We start from the raw sequence: 16,432 nt of genomic DNA on the forward strand, positions 1-16,432 counted from the left end.
ACTCCTAGGGTGGCCCCATGCGCGTTCTCGTCGCCGGTGGGGCCGGCTACATCGGCAGCGTAGTCACCGCCGCCCTCCTGCAGGGCGGCCACGAGGTCACCGTGCTCGACGACCTGTCGACCGGGCACGCCGACGCGGTGCCCGAGGGCGCCCGGTTCGTGCAGGCCACGCTGCAGGACTCGGCGCCGGTGCTGGCCGAGGTGCGGCCGGAGGCGGTGCTGCACTTCGCCGCGAAGAGCCTGGTCGGCGAGTCGCAGGTCAAGCCGGAGATCTACTGGGAGCACAACGTCGGCGGGTCGCTGGCGCTGCTCGAGGCGATGCGGGCGGCCGACTGCCGGCGGATCGTGTTCTCCTCCACCGCCGCCACCTACGGCGAGCCCGAGCAGGTGCCGATCCGCGAGGACGCGCAGACGAAGCCGACCAACACCTACGGCGCCACGAAGCTCGCCGTCGACGCGATGCTGACCTCGTACGCGACCGCCCACGACTTCGCCGCGGTGAGCCTGCGGTACTTCAACGTGGCGGGTGCCGCGTACGGCCTGGGCGAGCGGCACACCACCGAGACCCACCTCATCCCGATCGCGCTGCAGGTGGCGGCCGGGAAGCGCGAGGCGATGACCGTCTACGGCGAGGACTACCCGACGCCGGACGGCACCTGCATCCGCGACTACATCCACGTCTCCGACCTCGCCGACGCGCACCTGCTCGCGCTGACCGCCCCGGAGCCGGGCGAGCACCGGATCTACAACCTGGGCAACGGCACCGGGTTCTCCGTGCAGCAGGTGGTCGACGCCGTCCGCGAGGTCACCGGCCACCCGGTGCCGGTGCAGGTGGGCGACCGGCGGGCCGGCGACCCGGCGCAGCTGGTGGCCTCCAGCGACCGCATCCGCGCGGACCTGGGCTGGACGCCGCGGCACACGGACCTGACCGGCATCGTGCGCGACGCGTGGGAGGTCGCGCAGAAGCGCGGCTGACCGGGTCTCAGCCGGCCGGGGTGTCCTCCCCGGCCGGCGCGACGTCGGGCGCCCGGGTGACCGACAGCCGGGCGATCCGCCGCCCGTCGAGCTCGAGGACGGTGAGCGTGCGGTCCTCGACCTCGACGGCGTCGCCGACGTCCGGCAGCCGGCCGAGCTCGGCCAGCACGTACCCGGCGACCGTCTCGTACGGGCCCTCGGGCAGCCGCAGGCCGGTGACCTGCGCGAAGTCGTCGAGGTTGAGCAGCCCGTCGACGTCGTGCGGCCCGCCGGGCTCCTCGCCGTCCTCGGCGGCGACCTCCTCGTCGTACTCGTCGTAGATCTCGCCGATGACCTCCTCGATGAGGTCCTCGAGCGTGACGATCCCGTCGGTGCCGCCGTACTCGTCGACGACGATCGCCAGGTGCTGGTTCTCCCGGCGCATCTCCGACAGCGCCGTCAGCACGCCCGCGGTGCCGGGTAGCCGCTTCACCTCGCGGGCGAGGTCGCCCACGGTCGCCGCGCGCCCGGCGGGGTGCGTGGGCAGCAGCAGGTCCCGGACGTGCACGAAGCCGACGACGTCGTCCTGGTCGCGGCCGGTGACCGGGTAGCGCGACCAGCCGGACTCGGCGACCTGCCGGGCGGCGCGGCTGACCGTCGTCGACGCGTCCAGGAACTCGACCTCGGTGCGCGGGGTCATGACCTCGCGCACCTCGCGGTCGCCGGCGCGGAAGACCTCGTCGATGAGCCGCCGCTCGTCGCTGGACAGCGACTCGTGCGCGGCGACGAGGTCCCGCAGCTCCTCCTGGCTGATCGCCTCGCCGCTGGCCTTCGGGTCGCCGCCGAGCAGCCGGACCAGCACGTTCGTCGACGCCGACAGCAGCCAGATGACCGGGCGGGAGAGCCGGGCGATGGTGTTGAGCGGCCGGGCGACGAGCAGCGAGAAGCCCTCGGCGCGCTGCAGCGCGAGCCGCTTGGGGGTCAGCTCCCCCACGACCAGCGACACGTAGCTGATGGCGACGGTGACCAGCACGAGGGCCAGCGGGTCGGCGACGCGCTCCCCGAGGCCGCGGCGGACCAGCCAGTCGCTGAAGGGCTCGGCCAGGGTGCTGGCGCCGAAGGCGGCGGACAGGAAGCCGGCGAGGGTGACGCCGACCTGGACGGCGGCGAGGAACCGGTTGGGGTCGCCGAGCAGCCGAGCCAGCGCGCGGCCGCGGCGGCCCCGCTCGGACAGCACCCGGACCTGGGCCTCGCGCAGGGACACCAGGGCGATCTCCGCGCCGGCGAACACGCCGCCGATCAACACGAAGACGACGACCATGACGATGTCGAGCCAGACGTCGCTCACCGGCGGCGTGCTCCTCGCGTCTCGGGGTGGTGGTCCGTCCATGCTGCCCGGAGGGGGACCCGGAGCCCACCGCGCCTCCCGGAGACGTCCCCCACGACTCGTGATGTGACGTCGGTCACGTCACCCTCCCGGGTGACCTCCGGCTACGGCTACTCTCCACGAAGTCACAGAAAGCGACTTGTCGACTTCAAGAGGTAATCACCCCGTGCGCCACCGGTCTTCCCCGCCGTCCGCCCGCCACGCCGCGCCGGTGGCACCCCAGCGCCCGCCACGGCGCCGCGGCCGCGCCCGCCGCCTGCTGCCGGTCCTGCTGGTCGTCCTCGTCGTGGGCGGCACCGCGCTGCTCGTCCCGCTGATGGCCGCCGGCCGGGGCGCGCTGTCGGCGGCGGAATCCGCGGCGACGTCCGCGGCGGACGCGGTGGAGGACGGCGGGGAGGGCGGCGCCGAGCGCACCGGCGTCGTCACGATGGGCGTCGACGGAGCCCCGACCACCGCACCGGGGACGACGCCCGGCGCGCCGGGCTCGTCGGCTCCGGGCTCGTCAGCTCCGGGCTCGTCGGCTGCGGGCTCCTCCGCCCCGGGCTCCTCCGCCCCGGGCTCCTCCGCTGCGGGCTCCTCCGCTCCGGCGACCTCGTCGTCGGCGGGGCGCCCGACCGCCGCCGGCTCGTCGTCGTCCTCGTCGTCGTCCTCGTCGTCCTCGGCGTCCTCGTCCTCGGCGGTGCCCGGGTCGTCGGCCCCGGCGCCGGGTGGGTCCTCGTCCGCGGGGTCCTCGTCGGCCGGCTCGTCGTCGGCCGGCTCGTCGTCGGCCGACTCGTCGTCCGCGTCGGCGGCGGCGCCGGACACGCGGACGCCGACCCCGTCGTCGGAGCCCGCGCCGGCGCCGGTGGCGCGGGCCGCCGCCCCGGCCGACCCCTCCGCGGAGGCCGCGGTGCTGGCCCTGGTCAACCAGGAGCGCGCCGCCGCGGGGTGTGCGCCCGTGGTCGCGGACGCGGCGCTGGCCGCCGTCGCCCGGGCGCACAGCGCGGACATGCGCGACCGCGGCTACTTCTCGCACGACACCCCCGAGGGGCTCGACCCCTTCGACCGGGCCCGGGCCGCGGGCGTCGGCTACGCGCGGGCGGAGAACATCGCCCAGGGGCAGCCCGACCCGGCCGCGGTGATGGCGGCGTGGATGGACAGCCCGGGCCACCGGGCGAACGTCCTCAACTGCTCGCTGACGAAGCTGGGCGTGGGCGTGGCCGAGGGCTCCGGCGGCCCCTGGTGGACCCAGCTCTTCGGCGCCTGAGCGCTCAGGACGACGGACACACGCCGGGCGCCCCCTCGCCGGGACCGAGGGGGCGCTCAGCGTGTGTTCGTCCCGGCCAGCCGCCGGGCCCGGAGCGCGTGCACCCGCGCCACGAGCAGGTCCGGTCGTCGGAGGTCGTCGACGGTCACGTGCAGGACGATCCACCCCGCGGCGTTGAGGCGGTTGAGCCGGCGGCGGTCGTCGAGGAACGTCCGGCGCTCGGCGTGCCACAGCCCGTCGTACTCGACGGCCAGTCGCAGCTCCGGGTACGCGAAGTCGACCCGCGCGACGAACCCGGCGTCGTCGAAGACGCGGTGCTGGGCCACCGGCGGCACGCCGGCCCGGTGCAGGAGGAGTCGCAGGCGGGTCTCCTGCGGTGACTCGGCCAGGCCGTCCGCGAGCCGTGCGACCAGCCGGGCCTGCGCACTCCCCCGGCACACGGGGAGCGCCGCCGCGGCCACGCGGACGCCCTCCAGGTCCGCCACGCCCGCCCGCACCAGGCGGTCCAGCAGGACGACCGCCTCGTCCCGGTCGCCGAAGCGGGCGAGGTCGACCGCGGTGTCCACGCGTGGGAGACAGTGCCACGCCCGGCGCTGCACCAGTCGCTGCCCGACGAGCAGGCTGCGCACCCGGACCCCGGCACCGGCGTTCCACCGCCGGTCACCGGGCAGCACGACCTCGACCGGGTCGTCGGGACCGGCGACGTCGGGCACGCCCCACAGGACGGCGGCACTGCGACCGCAGAAGCCCGCGCCCGCGGGCAGCGTCAGCCCGACCGCGCTGACCAGCAGCCGGTGGGTGACGGGGAGCGAGGCGTCCGCGTACACGTCCCGCCTGAGCCGGACCCAGGCGGAGCTCCGCAGCTGCTTGGGCGTCAGGAACCCCTGCCGCACGACGGCACTGCCACGGAACACACGCCCTCGCAGATGGGGCGGACGCGAGGGCGGGGTGGGCACGAACCGACCCTGCCGGTCCCGGGACCCGCGGACCGGCTGTCCACAGGCCGAGAACACGCCAGTGGCCCCCTCGGACGTGCCGAGGGGGCCACTGGCGTGTTCTCGTCGCCTCAGCGGGCGACGCCGGAGCGACTACGTCAGGCCATGGCCTTCTGCAGGTTGCCGTCGATGGCCGCCAGGAAGTCCTGGGTGTTCAGCCACGGCTGCTCCTTGCTGATCAGCAGCGCGAGGTCCTTGGTCATCTGGCCGCCCTCGACGGTGTCGATGCAGACCTTCTCCAGGGTCTCGGCGAACCGGGTGACCTCGGGGGTGCCGTCGAGCTTGCCGCGGTGGGCGAGGCCCCGGGTCCAGGCGAAGATCGACGCGATCGGGTTGGTCGAGGTCTGCTCCCCGCGCTGGTGGGCGCGGAAGTGACGGGTGACCGTGCCGTGCGCGGCCTCGGCCTCGACGGTGCGGCCGTCGGGGCTCATGAGCACCGAGGTCATGAGGCCCAGCGAGCCGAAGCCCTGGGCGACGGTGTCGGACTGCACGTCGCCGTCGTAGTTCTTGCACGCCCAGACGTAACCGCCCTCCCACTTGAGGGACGCGGCGACCATGTCGTCGATGAGCCGGTGCTCGTAGGTGATGCCGGCCTGCTCGAACTGGTCCTTGAACTCGGCCTCGAAGACCTCCTGGAACAGGTCCTTGAACCGGCCGTCGTAGGCCTTGAGGATCGTGTTCTTGGTGGAGAGGTAGACCGGGTAGCCGCGCTGCAGGCCGTAGCTCATCGAGGCCCGCGCGAAGTCGCGGATCGACTCGTCGAGGTTGTACATGGCCAGGGCCACGCCGGCGCCGGGCGCCTGGAAGACCTCGTGCTCGATCGGCGCGGAGCCGTCCTTCGGCGTGAAGGTGACGGTCAGCGTCCCCTCGCCGGGGAAGCGGAAGTCGGTGGCGCGGTACTGGTCACCGAAGGCGTGACGGCCGACGACGATCGGCTTGGTCCAGCCGGGGACCAGCCGCGGCACGTTCGAGATGACGATCGGCTCGCGGAAGATGACGCCGCCGAGGATGTTGCGGATCGTCCCGTTCGGGGACCGCCACATCTTCTTGAGGCCGAACTCCTCGACCCGCGCCTCGTCCGGGGTGATGGTGGCGCACTTGACGCCCACGCCGTGCTTCTTGATCGCGTTGGCGGAGTCGACGGTGACCTGGTCGTCGGTGGCGTCGCGGTGCTCGATGCCCAGGTCGTAGTACTCCAGGTTGACGTCGAGGTACGGCAGGATCAGCTGGTCCTTGATGAACTTCCAGATGATCCGGGTCATCTCGTCGCCGTCGAGTTCGACGACGGTGCCCTCGACCTTGATCTTGCTCACGTCAGACATTCCCTCTCTGCAGCCCCGGCCCGTCGGGCCGGGAGTCGGTCAGGTCGCGGTGCAGTCGCTCTACAGCTCCGCGACGTCGGCCTGCTTGGCGCGCACGGCCTCGGCCGCCTCGCGCAGCCCGGCCAGCTCGCTCTCGGTGAGGTCCCCCTCGACCACCCGGCGCACACCCTGGCGCCCGATCTCGGCCTCGACGCCGAGGTACACACCGGAGATGCCGTACTCGCCGTCGACCCACGCGCACACCGGCATGACGGCACCCGAGTCCTCGATGACCGCGCGGGCCATGCGGGCCGCGGCAGCCGACGGCGCGTAGTACGCCGACCCGGTCTTCAGCAGCGCGACCACCTCGGCGCCGCCGTTGCGGGTGCGCTGCACCAGGTGCTCGATGCGGTCCGCGGCCAGGACGTCGGCCAGCGGCTTGCCGTCGACGGTGCAGCGCGAGGGCACCGGCACCATCGTGTCGCCGTGCGAGCCGAGGGTCAGGGTGCGCACCGAGGACACCGGGACGCCCAGCTCCTCGGCGACGTTGTTGGTGAACCGGGCGGTGTCGAGCATCCCGGCCTGGCCCATGACCCGCTCCCTCGGGAAGCCGGTGGCCAGCTGCGCCAGGGCGGTCATCTCGTCCAGCGGGTTGGACACCACGATGACGACGGCGTCCGGCGAGGTCCGCGCGACGTTCTCGGCCACCTCGCGGACGATCTTCGCGTTGGTCTCGATGAGGTCCATCCGGCTCATGCCGGGCTTCCGCGGCAGGCCGGCGGTGATCACGACGACGTCGGACCCCTCGGTGCCCTCGTACGAGCCCCCGCCGACGCCGACGACCCGCGTCTCGAAGCCCTCGATGGGGCGTGACTGGTTGATGTCGAGGGCCAGGCCCTCGGGCTTGCCCTCGACGATGTCGGTGAGGACGACGGTCTCGAAGACGTCGTACTCCGCGAGCCGGAGGGCGGTGGTGGAGCCGTAGAAGCCGGCACCGACGACGGTGACCTTGCCGTTCCTGGGCTGCTCTGCCATGGGCGTCAACCTAGACCCGGGACCCCGGTCGCCGCGCCCGCGGGCCGCCGCGCTCAACTGCCCGGGACGACGAGGGTCAGCGCCGACAGCGCGACCCCCGTCCCGGCCATCAGGACGACGTCGACCGGCCGGCTGCGGACGGCGAGGAAGCCGACCCGGCGGACGGGGAGGACCAGCCGCAGCACGGCCGCGCCCACGAGCGCCAGCCCGACCACCAGCAGGCCGCGCCGCCAGTGCTCCAGCGCCACCATCCCGAGCCCCACCGCGACCACGACCAGCACCGCGAACAGCGGCAGCTGGCGCAGCAGCCCGGCCAGGAACGGCCGGCGCAGGTGGAGCGGCGGGCGCGTCATCGGGCGGTGAGCACCTCGTCCGCGGCGGCCCGCTCGGCGGCCAGCACCACGTTCTGCAGCAGCATCGCCCGGGTCATCGGCCCGACCCCGCCGGGGTTGGGCGCCACGTGCCCGGCCACCTCGACGACGTCCTTCGCGACGTCGCCGGCGATCTTCCCGTCGACCCGGCTGACGCCGACGTCGAGCACCGCGGCGCCCGGCTTGACGACGTCGGCCGTGACCAGGCCGGGCACGCCCGCGGCGGCGACGACGACGTCCGCGGCGCGCAGGTGGGCGGCCAGGTCCCGGGTGCCGGTGTGGCAGAGGGTCACCGTGGCGTTCTCGGTGCGCCGGGTGAGCAGCAGCCCGAGCGGGCGGCCGACGGTGATCCCGCGCCCGACGACGACGACCTCCGCACCGGCCACCGGGACGTCGTACCGGCGCAGCAGCTCGACGATGCCGACCGGCGTGCACGGCAGCGGCCCGTCGACGCCCAGCACCAGCCGGCCGAGGTTGACCGGGTGCAGCCCGTCGGCGTCCTTGGCCGGGTCCATCGCCTCGAGGACGGCGTACTCGTCGACCTGGCGGGGCAGCGGCAGCTGGACGATGTAGCCGGTGCACGCGGGGTCGGCGTTGAGCTCCTCGACGACGGCGAGGACGTCGGCGAGCGTGGCGGTGGCCGGCAGCTCGCGCTGGATGCTGGCGATGCCGACCTGCGCGCAGTCGGAGTGCTTGGCGTTGACGTACCAGCGGCTGCCCGGGTCGTCGCCGACCAGCACCGTGCCCAGGCCCGGACGGTGACCGGCCGCCGTCAGGGCCGCGACGCGGGCGGTGAGCTCCTGCCGGATGGTGGCTGCGGTCGCCTTGCCGTCGAGGATCGTCGCGGGCACCCCGACAGTGTGCCGGAGGCGCCCCCGGGGCGACCCGCGCGGCCCTACCCTCGCGGGGAGCCCCCGCGATCGAGGAGAGCCGATGACCGAGCGCGACCCGTCCACCCAGCAGCTCGGCGCCGACTGGCGGGAGCAGACCACGCCCGGTCTGGCGCCCGTGACCGGCGCCTCCGCGGTGGGCCCCGGCGCGTACGGCCAGGCGGGCCCGAACCCGTACACGACGCCCAGCTACTCCACCCGGCCGGTGCCGGTGCGCGGGCCGGACTCGCTCGGCGGGCTGCTGCTCATCCTGGCCGGCGTCGCCGCCGCGGTGAGCCTGCCGCTGCGCTGGCTGGCGCGGCGCGACGACACCGGCTGGAGCCTCGTCCGCCGCGGCTTCGACGAGGCCGGCGGCGGCTTCGACGCCCTGGTGGACTCCGGCTTCTGGCAGCCGCTCGCCGTCGTCCTGGGCGGTGGCGTGCTGTTCCTGCTCGGCGTCCTGCTGTGGCTGCCCGCGCGGACGCACCGGACCCTCGGCGTCCTCGCGCTGTTCGTCAGCGCGCTGGCGATCGCCGCGGTGCTCGTGCCGTTCGCCGCGGAGGACTGGGACCCGTCGGCCCTCGGCATCGGCTTCTGGTTCGCCTGCGCCGTCGGCGTCCTCGGCCTGCTCGGCGCGCTCAAGGCGATGCTCACCGGCCCCCGCTACCGCTGACTCCGGCCGTGCACGTCCACGGAGGTGCGCGGGGCACCTCCGCGGAGGTGCGCGGGCTCAGCCCTCGACGAGGGCGCCGTGGGCGCGGGCGACCTGCACCGCCTGCACGAGGTCGACCCGGACGCCGGTGAGGTCCAGGCCCCGCCACGGCCAGGCCTCGGTGGCCGCGCCGCGCAGGTCGGTGCCGCGCAGCCTGGCGCCCTGCAGGCGGGCGCGGTCGAGGTCGGCGCCGGTGAGGTCGCACTCGCGCAGGTCGGCGTCGGTGAGGTCGGCCTCGCGGAACCGCTGACCGGACAGGTCGCTGCCGGACAGGTCGACGCCGCGCAGCGACGTCCAGCTCCAGTCGGAGTCGGTGCTGGTCAGCGGCCGGACGACGGCGCCGGGGAACTGCGAGCCGGTGAGCTTGCAGCCCTCCCAGACGGCGTCGATCAGCCGGGCGCGGTCGAACCGGCAGGACAGGAACGCGCTGCCGCGGTGCCGCGAGCCGCTCATCCGCACGCCGGTGAGGACGCAGGAGTCGAACACGCAGCGGCGGGTCACCAGCTCGGTGAGGTCGGCGTCGTCGAACCGGCAGCGGGTGAAGGTGACGCTCTCGAGCTCGGCGCCCCACCAGTCGACGCGGGCGAGGTCGGCGTCCTCGAGCTCCTCCCCCGGTTCCGGCGGACCGACGTGGGGGCGGCCCCTCAATGCGCGAAGTGGCGGGTGCCGGTCAGGTACAGCGGGACGCCGGCCGCGCGCGCCGCGGCGACGACCTCCTCGTCCCGCACCGACCCGCCCGGCTGCACCACCGCGCGCACCCCGGCGTCGAGCAGCACCTGCAGACCGTCGGCGAAGGGGAAGAACGCGTCGGAGGCGGCCACCGACCCCGCGGCCCGCTCCCCCGCCCGCGTGACCGCCAGCCGCGCCGAGTCCACCCGGTTCACCTGGCCCATGCCGACGCCGACGGTCGCCCTGTCGTGGGCGAGCAGGATCGCGTTGCTCTTCACCGCGCGGACCGAGCGCCACGCGAACACGAGGTCGTCGAGGCCGGCGGCGTCCAGCGGCTCCCCGCAGGCCAGCGTCCAGGTGGTCGGGTCGTCGCCGGCGGCGTCGATGCGGTCGGCGCTCTGCAGCAGCAGCCCGCCGCCGACCGGCCGCAGCTCGACCGGGGGCCGGCCGGCCTCGGGCAGCCGCAGCAACCGGATGTTCTTCTTCGCCGTCAGCACCTCGACGGCGTCCGCGGTGAACGACGGCGCGACGACGACCTCGGTGAACACGCCGGCCACCTGCTCGGCCATCGCCAGGTCGACCTCGCGGTTCGCCGCGATGACGCCGCCGAACGCCGAGACCGGGTCGCAGGCGTGCGCCTTGCGGTGGGCGGCGGCGACGTCCGGGCCGACGGCGATCCCGCACGGGTTGGCGTGCTTGACGATCGCCACGCACGGATCGCGGTGGTCGTGCGCGGCCCGCCACGCGGCGTCGGTGTCGACGTAGTTGTTGTAGGACATCTGCTTGCCGTGCAACTGCTCGGCGTGCGCGATCCCCCCCGTCCCGGCGCCCGGCTCGCCGCTGCGGTACAGCGCCGCCCGCTGGTGCGGGTTCTCGCCGTAGCGCAGCACGTCGGCGCGCTCCCAGGACGCCCCGACCCAGGACGGGAAGCCCGACTCGTCGTCGGGGGCCAGCACGTTGCCCATCCACGAGGCGACGGCGATGTCGTAGGTGGCGGTGTGCCGGAAGGCGGCCGCGGCCAGCAGCTGCCGCTCCGGGAGGGTGAACCCGCCGGCGGCCACGGCGGCGAGGACGTCGCCGTACCGGGCGGGGTCGACGACGACGGCGACCGACGGGTGGTTCTTCGCGGCCGCACGCACCATCGCCGGGCCGCCGATGTCGATCTGCTCGACGCACTCGTCCGGCGTCGCGCCCGACGCCACCGTCTCGGTGAACGGGTAGAGGTTCACGACGACGAGGTCGAAGGCGGCGATGCCGAGCTCCTCGAGCTGCGCGACGTGCTCGGGCTTCCGCCGGTCGGCGAGGATGCCGGCGTGCACCGCCGGGTGCAGCGTCTTGACCCGCCCGTCGAGGCACTCGGGGAAGCCGGTGACCTGCTCGACCGGGGTGACCGCGATCCCGGCGTCGGCGATCCGCCGCGCGGTGGCCCCGGTGCTCACCAGCTCCACGCCGGCGTCGGCCAGGCCGCGGGCGAGCTCCTCGATCCCGGTCTTGTCGTACACGCCCAGCAGGGCACGGCGCACCGGGGTCCGGCTCTCGGTCATCGCGCGCTCTCCTCCGTCGTCCCGGTGACGAGTCGCGCCACCGTCTCCACCAGGAGCGTCCGCTCCACGGCCTTGATCCGTTCGTGCAGGCGGTCCTCGTCGTCGCCCGGCAGCACCGGCACCTCGCGCTGGGCGAGCACCGGGCCGGTGTCGACGCCGGCGTCGACCAGGTGCACCGTGCTGCCGGTGACGTCCACGCCGGCGGCCAGCGCGTCGCGGACGGCGTGCGCGCCCGGGAACGCCGGCAGCAGCGCGGGGTGGGTGTTGACCAGCCGGCCCTCGTAGCGGGCCAGGACGGCGGGGCCGACGATCTTCATGAACCCGGCGGACACCACCAGGTGGGGCTCGTGCGCGGCGATCGCGGCGGCCAGCGCGCGGTCCCAGGCGGCCCGGTCGGGGAAGTCGCGCAGCGCCACGGCGAAGGTCGGCAGGCCGCGGCGGCGGGCGTGCTCCAGCCCGGCGGCGTCGCGGTCGGCGCCGACGGCGACCACCTCGGCCGGGTAGCCGGGGTCGTCGGCGGCCTCGAGCAGCGCGGCGCACAGCGATCCGGTGCCCGAGATCAGCACGACGACCCGCGCCCGCGGGGAGGACTCGGGGCCGGGCACGTCCGCGACCCTATCGACGGCGCCGGGGCCCTCAGCCGAGGGACCGCCAGCGCGCGGTGGCCGCCCCGACCGCCGCGGCGACGCCGGCCTGCAGCGCGACGGCGAGCGCGGTGGTCACCGGCGGCGCGCCGACGTCGGCGAGCGCGCCGTCGCCCAGCGAGCCGCCGGCCACCGCCGCGAGGACGCCCACGGCCAGCCCCAGGACGGCGCCGGCCAGCACGCCCCACAGGCCGGCGACCACCGGGCCGCCGTCGTCGTCGGTCATGCGGCGGCCCAGCGCCACGCCGGTGACCAGGCCGGCCAGCGCCGGGACCGCCTGCGAGACGAACGCCAGCAGCGGCACGGCCTGGGTGTCGGGCAGCGCGGCCAGCAGCGGGAACGCCGGCACCGGCCCGAGGCTGATGCCGTGGACCGAGACGACGGTGCCGGCGCCGACGGCGAACCCGGGCCCGGCCGCCACGCCGAGCGCGGCCGCGGCGGCGTTGGGCAGCAGCAGCGCGCCGAGCGCCAGCGTGCCCACCGCGCCCGCGCCCGAGCCGCCGAGGGCACCCGCGACCGCGGCGTAGCCGGCGGCGTCCGAGGCCAGCGCGACGGCGACGACGGCGAGGCCCAGCGCGCCCGCGGCGAGCAGCCCGGCGAGGACGGCGGGCAGCAGCGGCCGCACCGGCCCGGGCAGGCGGTCGAGGACGCCGTCGAGCAGGTCGCCCTCGCGCAGCACGCCCCAGCCGACGGCGACCGCGGCGAGGACGGCGGCGCCGACGCCGCAGCGCAGCAGGTCGGTGCGGGCGCCGGGCCCGTCGACGGCGAGCCCGAGCAGGACCGCCAGCAGCGCGTGCACCGCGACCGCGGTCGCCACGACGCCGGCGGCGGCGCGCGCACCGGCGGGTCCGGTGACGCGCACCACGCCCCGCCCGGCACGGTCCAGCCCCCAGGCGACGGCGAGGGTGAGCAGCAGCGGCGCGAGGACCAGCGGCCCGGACGGCAGGTCGAGCCCGCCGCCGTTGGCCAGCAGCCACAGCCGGCCGCCGACGCGGGCCGCGCTCGCGACCGACAGCCCGCCGGCCGGGTCGAGGGTCTCGACGACGACGACCGCGAGGCCCAGGCCGAGCAGCCCGAGCAGCGAGACCGCGGCGGTGGCGGCGGCGGTCAGCGCGGCCGGGTACCAGGGCCGCCCGGCACCGGGGCCGCGCTGTCCCGGCAGGGGCAGGCGCGCCAGCAAGGAGACCACGTCCCCACTCTCGCAAGCGTGCCCGCCGTCTGTCCGCCGCACGCGCCGGGACGGGGGTGGAACGCCGACGAGGGCCGGCGGCAGGTGCCGCCGGCCCTCGTCGGGACGAGTGCGCCCCTGACGGGGCGCAGTCGGGTCAGGGCTGGCCGTGACCCGAGGCGGAGGAGCCGCCGTGCTGCCCGGAGGGGTGCTGCCCGGGGTCGGTGGCCGGCGATGGGGTGTACGGCTGCCCGTGGCCCGGCTGGACCTGCGCCCCCGGCTGATCCCACGGCTGCGCCGGCCGGCCGCCGTACGGGGCGGGCTGGCCGTACGGGCCCGGGGCGCCGTACTGGCCCGGGGCCGCGGGCGGGCCGGCGGAGGCGCCCTGGCCGACGCCGAAGTCCGGCGCCTGCTGGTTGGCCCACTGCGCGGCACCGGCGAACGCGCCGGGCAGCGCCGGCTCGGTGCGCATCTCCGGCAGCAGCCGCAGGAACGCGAACACCGCGACCGCGACGGTGACCAGGAGACCGAGCAGCGCGAAGACCGAGAAGCCGGCGTCGAAGGTCTGGATCCAGGCGACGAGGGTGAGCAGCGCGGCCAGCCCGGCCAGGCCCACGGTGATCCAGCTGCGCGGGAAGCCCAGGTCCAGCTGCACGAACGCCGGCAGCAGCGCCCACACGGCGGCCAGGAGCAGCAGCACGAAGCTGAAGGTCACCAGGCCGCTGACCTCGAAGCCGGAGAAGCTGTAGCTGATCTCCGGGACGTCGAACCCGGGGACGTCGAAGCCGAAGTCGTCGCTGCTGGAGAACGTCGCCCACGGCAGCAGCGCGAGGACCAGGTAGACCAGCGCACCGGCGGCGACGACGTAGTCGGCCATCTTCAGGCGCTTGAGGTCGAAGCCCGCACCGGCCGGGCGCGGGGCCTGGCCGTACGGCGACGGGGCGCCGGGAGGCGGCTGCTGGCCGTACGGCTGCCCGTAGGGCTGCTGTACACCGTGGGGCTGCTGGCCGTAGGGCGGCTGCTGCCCGTACGGGGCCTGCTGGCCGTAGGTCGGCTGCCCCGGCGGAGCGAAGGAGGGCGGTGGCTGCTGGCCGTACCCCGGCTGCCCGTACGGGGCCTGCTGCCCGTACGGGGCCTGCTGGCCGTACCCCGGCTGGCCGCCCGGTCCCGGCTGCCCGGGCATCCCGGGCTGCTGAGGCGGCTGACTGGACGTCATCGTTCGACTCTCCCTCGTCACATCGGTACGGCGTCGCGGATGCTCTCCCCCGCCGTGAACGGGCTGCAACCTCGCCACGCTCGCCCCTCACCACGAGGGGCGAGATCGTGACCACCCCGCAACCCGTCCCCGGGAAGCGGAACTGCCCCGGCTCCTGGGGAGGGGCCGGGGCAGTTCACGAGGCGGCGCTTCAGGCGCCGACGATCTCCCGCATGAGGCGGGCGGTCTCCGACGGCGTCTTGCCGACCTTGACCCCGGCGGCCTCGAGGGCCTCCTTCTTGGCCTGCGCGGTGCCGGCCGAGCCGGACACGATGGCGCCGGCGTGGCCCATCGTCTTGCCCTCGGGCGCGGTGAACCCGGCGACGTAGCCGACGACCGGCTTGGTGACGTTGGCCGTGATGAAGTCGGCCGCGCGCTCCTCGGCGTCGCCGCCGATCTCACCGATCATGACGATGGCCTCGGTCTCCGGGTCGTCCTGGAAGGCCTGCAGGCAGTCGATGTGCGTGGTGCCGATGACCGGGTCGCCGCCGATGCCGACGCAGGTGGAGAAGCCGATGTCCCGGAGCTCGTACATCATCTGGTAGGTCAGCGTGCCGGACTTGCTGACCAGCCCGATCTTGCCCTGCTTGGTGATGTTGGCCGGGATGATGCCGGCGTTGGAGCGCCCGGGGCTGATCAGGCCGGGGCAGTTCGGGCCGATGATCCGGGTGGCGCTGCCCTGGGCGTGGGCCCAGAAGTAGGTCGAGTCGTGCACCGGGATGCCCTCGGTGATGACGACGGCGAGCCCGATCTGGGCGTCGACGGCCTCGATGACCGCGCCCTTGGCGCCGGCCGGCGGCACGAAGATGACGCTGACGTCGGCGCCGGTCTCCTTCATGGCCTCGGACACGTTGCCGAACACCGGCACGCTGGCGCCCTCGAAGTCGACGCGCTCGCCGGCCTTCTTCGGGTTCACGCCGCCGACGATCGCGGTGCCGGAGGCGAGCATGCGCTGGGTGTGCTTGCGCCCCTCCGAGCCGGTCATGCCCTGGACGATGACCTTGCTGTTCTCGTTGAGGAAGATCGACATCTCTTCAGGTCCTGTCTGGAAGTGATGGAACGGCCCCTGTCCAGGGGCCCGCCCCGAGCCTGCGAGGGGTGGGGAGGAGAGGGGTCCTTCCTCAGGCGGCGAGCTCGGCGGCCCGGCGCGCGGCGCCGTCCATCGTGTCCACCAGGGTCACCAGCGGGTGGTTCGCCTCGGCGAGGATCCGCCGGCCCTCCTCGACGTTGTTGCCGTCGAGCCGGACGACCAGCGGCTTGGTCGCCTCGTCGCCGAGGATGCCCAGCGCGTGCACGATGCCGTTGGCGACGGCGTCGCAGGCGGTGATGCCGCCGAAGACGTTGACGAACACGCTCTTCACGGCCGGGTCGGACAGGATGATGTGCAGCCCGTTGGCCATGACCTCGGCCGAGGCGCCACCGCCGATGTCGAGGAAGTTGGCCGGCTTGACCCCGCCGAACTCCTCACCGGCGTAGGCGACGACGTCGAGGGTGCTCATCACGAGCCCGGCGCCGTTGCCGATGATCCCGACCTCGCCGTCGAGCTTGACGTAGTTGAGGTCCTTCTCCTTGGCCGCGGCCTCCAGCGGGTCGGCCGAGGCGGAGTCCGCGAGCTCGGCGTGCTGCGGGTGCCGGAAGGCGGCGTTCTCGTCGAGGGTGACCTTCGCGTCGAGCGCGAGGACGGTGCCGTCGGGCGCCTTGGCCAGCGGGTTGACCTCGACGAGGGTGGCGTCCTCCTGGGCGAAGGTCTCCCACAGCTGGACGGCGATGGCGATCACCTGGTCGCGCACCTCGGGGGCGAACCCGGCGGCGTCGACGATCTCGGCGGCCTTCTGCGCGTCGACGCCGGTCGTGGCGTCGACGGGGACGCGGGCGAGGGCCTCGGGCCGCTCGACGGCGAGCTGCTCGATCTCCATGCCGCCCTCGACGCTGGCCATGGCCAGGAAGGTGCGGTTGGCGCGGTCGAGCAGGTAGGAGAAGTAGTACTCCTCGGCGATGTCGCTGGCCTGGGCCACCATCACGCGGTGGGTGATGTGGCCCTTGATGTCCAGCCCGAGGATGTCCTGGGCGCGGGCCCTGGCCTCGTCGGCGTCCTCGGCCAGCTTGACGCCGCCGGCCTTGCCGCGGCCGCCGGTCTTGACCTGCGCCTTGACGACGACGGTCTGCCCGATCTCGCGGGCGATCGCCTCGGCCTGGTCGGGTGTCTCGGCCACGCCGCCGGGCAGCACGGGCACGCCGTGCGAGGCCAGCAGGTCACGCGCCTGGTACTCGAAGAGATCCACG

17 protein-coding genes are annotated in these 16,432 nt (G+C 74.9%); 3 read left to right on the top strand and 14 right to left on the bottom strand.

What is annotated here, in order from left to right; translation table 11 throughout:
• The first annotated feature begins 17 nt into the window (after positions 1–17).
• A complete protein-coding gene (galE, locus tag ACI796_RS04120) occupies positions 18–974 on the top strand; it encodes a UDP-glucose 4-epimerase GalE (RefSeq protein WP_456939995.1) in 957 nt (318 codons plus the stop codon).
• Between the two features lie 7 nt (positions 975–981).
• Here the strand turns inward: galE and ACI796_RS04125 are convergent, their stop codons facing one another.
• Together ACI796_RS04125 and ACI796_RS04130 are read right to left on the bottom strand one after the other, a co-directional pair.
• A complete protein-coding gene (locus ACI796_RS04125) occupies positions 982–2,301 on the bottom strand; it encodes a hemolysin family protein (RefSeq protein ID WP_456939996.1) in 1,320 nt (439 codons plus the stop codon).
• 198 nt (positions 2,302–2,499) lie between these two features.
• Positions 2,500–3,246, bottom strand: a complete 747-nt coding sequence (locus ACI796_RS04130) for a hypothetical protein (protein WP_456939997.1) — start codon at positions 3,244–3,246, stop codon at positions 2,500–2,502.
• On the opposite strand from ACI796_RS04130, the gene ACI796_RS04135 reads away from it, so the two are divergent.
• Positions 3,230–3,586, top strand: coding sequence for a CAP domain-containing protein (locus ACI796_RS04135; protein ID WP_456939998.1), 357 nt, complete (start codon positions 3,230–3,232; stop codon positions 3,584–3,586). The two genes, ACI796_RS04130 and ACI796_RS04135, sit on opposite strands and share 17 nt — an antisense overlap.
• 56 nt (positions 3,587–3,642) lie before the next feature.
• Here ACI796_RS04135 and ACI796_RS04140 read toward each other — a convergent pair whose 3' ends face one another.
• The 5 genes from ACI796_RS04140 to ACI796_RS04160 form a co-directional block, all read right to left on the bottom strand.
• Entirely contained in the window at positions 3,643–4,479 is an 837-nt protein-coding gene (locus ACI796_RS04140) for an endonuclease domain-containing protein (protein WP_456939999.1), read from the bottom strand.
• A gap of 200 nt (positions 4,480–4,679) precedes the next feature.
• A complete protein-coding gene (locus ACI796_RS04145) occupies positions 4,680–5,894 on the bottom strand; it encodes an NADP-dependent isocitrate dehydrogenase (protein ID WP_456940000.1) in 1,215 nt (404 codons plus the stop codon).
• A gap of 69 nt (positions 5,895–5,963) precedes the next feature.
• A complete protein-coding gene (gene mdh / locus ACI796_RS04150) occupies positions 5,964–6,917 on the bottom strand; it encodes a malate dehydrogenase (protein WP_456940001.1) in 954 nt (317 codons plus the stop codon).
• 53 nt (positions 6,918–6,970) lie between these two features.
• Positions 6,971–7,270: a DUF3017 domain-containing protein gene (locus ACI796_RS04155; RefSeq protein WP_456940002.1), complete on the bottom strand. Its 300-nt coding sequence runs from the start codon at positions 7,268–7,270 to the stop codon at positions 6,971–6,973.
• Positions 7,267–8,139: a bifunctional methylenetetrahydrofolate dehydrogenase/methenyltetrahydrofolate cyclohydrolase gene (locus ACI796_RS04160; protein WP_456940003.1), complete on the bottom strand. Its 873-nt coding sequence runs from the start codon at positions 8,137–8,139 to the stop codon at positions 7,267–7,269. Before ACI796_RS04160 ends, ACI796_RS04155 begins: the two co-directional genes overlap by 4 nt.
• Before the next feature lie 82 nt (positions 8,140–8,221).
• Between ACI796_RS04160 and ACI796_RS04165 the strand changes: the two genes are divergently transcribed.
• A complete protein-coding gene (locus tag ACI796_RS04165; RefSeq protein ID WP_456940004.1) occupies positions 8,222–8,830 on the top strand; it encodes a hypothetical protein in 609 nt (202 codons plus the stop codon).
• A gap of 57 nt (positions 8,831–8,887) precedes the next feature.
• Here the strand turns inward: ACI796_RS04165 and ACI796_RS04170 are convergent, their stop codons facing one another.
• From ACI796_RS04170 to sucC, 7 genes are all read right to left on the bottom strand, one after another.
• The gene (locus tag ACI796_RS04170; RefSeq protein WP_456940005.1) at positions 8,888–9,517 is read right to left on the bottom strand and encodes a pentapeptide repeat-containing protein; all 630 of its coding nucleotides are present in this window, start codon (positions 9,515–9,517) and stop codon (positions 8,888–8,890) included.
• Positions 9,514–11,082: a bifunctional phosphoribosylaminoimidazolecarboxamide formyltransferase/IMP cyclohydrolase gene (gene purH, locus ACI796_RS04175; RefSeq protein WP_456940006.1), complete on the bottom strand. Its 1,569-nt coding sequence runs from the start codon at positions 11,080–11,082 to the stop codon at positions 9,514–9,516. The genes ACI796_RS04170 and purH overlap by 4 nt, the downstream gene beginning before the upstream one ends.
• The gene (gene purN / locus ACI796_RS04180; protein WP_456940007.1) at positions 11,079–11,687 is read right to left on the bottom strand and encodes a phosphoribosylglycinamide formyltransferase; all 609 of its coding nucleotides are present in this window, start codon (positions 11,685–11,687) and stop codon (positions 11,079–11,081) included. Before purN ends, purH begins: the two co-directional genes overlap by 4 nt.
• A 31-nt stretch (positions 11,688–11,718) precedes the next feature.
• Positions 11,719–12,915, bottom strand: a complete 1,197-nt coding sequence (locus tag ACI796_RS04185) for a cell division protein PerM (protein ID WP_456940008.1) — start codon at positions 12,913–12,915, stop codon at positions 11,719–11,721.
• A 136-nt stretch (positions 12,916–13,051) separates the two neighbouring features.
• Positions 13,052–14,077: a hypothetical protein gene (locus ACI796_RS04190; RefSeq protein WP_456940009.1), complete on the bottom strand. Its 1,026-nt coding sequence runs from the start codon at positions 14,075–14,077 to the stop codon at positions 13,052–13,054.
• 223 nt (positions 14,078–14,300) lie between these two features.
• On the bottom strand, positions 14,301–15,179 hold the full coding sequence (gene sucD / locus ACI796_RS04195; protein ID WP_456940010.1) for a succinate--CoA ligase subunit alpha: 879 nt from the start codon (positions 15,177–15,179) through the stop codon (positions 14,301–14,303).
• A gap of 91 nt (positions 15,180–15,270) precedes the next feature.
• Positions 15,271–16,431 (bottom strand): ADP-forming succinate--CoA ligase subunit beta, encoded by a 1,161-nt coding sequence (gene sucC, locus ACI796_RS04200; RefSeq protein WP_456940011.1) that lies wholly within the window; start codon positions 16,429–16,431, stop codon positions 15,271–15,273.
• Between the last annotated feature and the right edge of the window lies 1 nt (position 16,432).

It is taken from the genome of Geodermatophilus sp. SYSU D00525 (genome assembly GCF_054050475.1).

Coding starts and splice junctions, on each gene's coding strand:
- ACI796_RS04155 (WP_456940002.1), bottom strand. CDS start 7,270: ATGACGCGCCCGCCGCTCCACCTGCGCCGGCCGTTCCTGGCCGGGCTG.
- sucD (WP_456940010.1), bottom strand. CDS start 15,179: ATGTCGATCTTCCTCAACGAGAACAGCAAGGTCATCGTCCAGGGCATG.
- ACI796_RS04190 (WP_456940009.1), bottom strand. CDS start 14,077: ATGCCCGGGCAGCCGGGACCGGGCGGCCAGCCGGGGTACGGCCAGCAG.
- purH (WP_456940006.1), bottom strand. CDS start 11,082: ATGACCGAGAGCCGGACCCCGGTGCGCCGTGCCCTGCTGGGCGTGTAC.
- galE (WP_456939995.1), top strand. CDS start 18: ATGCGCGTTCTCGTCGCCGGTGGGGCCGGCTACATCGGCAGCGTAGTC.
- mdh (WP_456940001.1), bottom strand. CDS start 6,917: ATGGCAGAGCAGCCCAGGAACGGCAAGGTCACCGTCGTCGGTGCCGGC.
- ACI796_RS04165 (WP_456940004.1), top strand. CDS start 8,222: ATGACCGAGCGCGACCCGTCCACCCAGCAGCTCGGCGCCGACTGGCGG.